Annotated in this window: 2 protein-coding genes; both read left to right on the forward strand. The window is 35.7% G+C overall.

Annotation, left to right across the window (positions count from 1 at the left end; all coding sequences use genetic code 11):
* A partial coding sequence (locus tag BFP75_RS22730) for an integrase core domain-containing protein (RefSeq protein WP_165776559.1) occupies window positions 1–157 on the forward strand: 157 nt, incomplete at its 5' end.
* A gap of 99 nt (window positions 158–256) precedes the next feature.
* Window positions 257–739 (forward strand): hypothetical protein, encoded by a 483-nt coding sequence (locus tag BFP75_RS13600; protein WP_165776601.1) that lies wholly within the window; start codon window positions 257–259, stop codon window positions 737–739.
* The last annotated feature ends 426 nt before the right edge of the window (window positions 740–1,165 follow it).

Genomic DNA, 1,165 nt, shown 5'->3' on the forward strand with positions numbered 1-1,165 from the left:
GGAACAGACAAGGATTTGGATGGAGGATTACAACAATCATAGGCCACATAAGGCCTTGGGATATCTGTCCCCAAAGCAATATTTGGAGCTTAATTCCTTGAGCGGTACCGCTCAAGGAATTAAAAACAATAACTTTGATGAAGTTTTAGAAAAATAAACAGTTCTATCTAGGGGAAGCTTACATGATGTCTATGTTGCGGATAGATTATTTTTAAAGAAAAACAAGGATGTCGCTTGGATATTGACCAAAGAAGCAATGCATACCAATCTGTTTGCTTGGAATAATCCGTACATCGATTTGAGTTATAAAGATGAAACCGAACCTAATTCCTCAAATCAAATTCCAGCGTTTCTTAAAATGGGAGCCACTATTGACGAATTGAAACCAATATTAGAAGCCAGTAGTGATTTTACAAATACAGAAAAACTAGATGGATCAGATCCCAATGCTCAAATTCAGATAAACTGTTTTGGTGTAGATTATTTAGGGTTCCCAAGAAAAATTGAAGCTCGTTTTGGAGATAATAAGCTTAATGTAGTATGGATTTTGACGGGAAAAGGAGAAGAAGATAGAATCCGAAGAGCCTTGATTATTCAATATGGAAACCCAATTTTTATTAACGATGATTGGGAGATTTTTAATAATTGGCAAGTTGGTTTAAGAAAAGATAAACCTGAAGTATTACTTATGGAAAAGACGATAGGATTAGAATATAAAACGAGTTATTTTAAACAGTGATTTATGCTTAACTACTTTAAATTATTTTGTCCTGATTAGTCAATTAGTCATAATGAAGGCCAACGGTTGGGCTAAGCGTAGTGCGGAGGCAAGGAAACTTTTCGTTTCCGTCTGCGCACGAAGCTAAAGCTTATTGTTTAGTTTTATTTTTTCTTGTCCAAAGCTAAATCCATAAGATTTAGCGACATTATAAATATACACCGAACTTTCGTTTTGCCCTAAAGTCCGCATTACGTTTAGGTATTGTGCCTGTTGCACAAGTTATAAAAAAAGGGGCATTTCGATCTTGCCGATCCGTAAAAGGATCGTAACTTTAGGTATGCAGGGTAAAAAGGATTATCAAGAGAAGCTTTTCAATAATTTCCAATTAAGTGACCGGGTACCGCAGACGAATTTCTACCGTCGTTTAAAAGGCGTTTTGGATCT

It is taken from the genome of Maribacter sp. 4G9 (assembly GCF_002742265.1).
Lineage (GTDB): Bacteria > Bacteroidota > Bacteroidia > Flavobacteriales > Flavobacteriaceae > Maribacter.

Coding starts and splice junctions, on each gene's coding strand:
- BFP75_RS13600 (WP_165776601.1), top strand. CDS start 257: ATGCATACCAATCTGTTTGCTTGGAATAATCCGTACATCGATTTGAGT.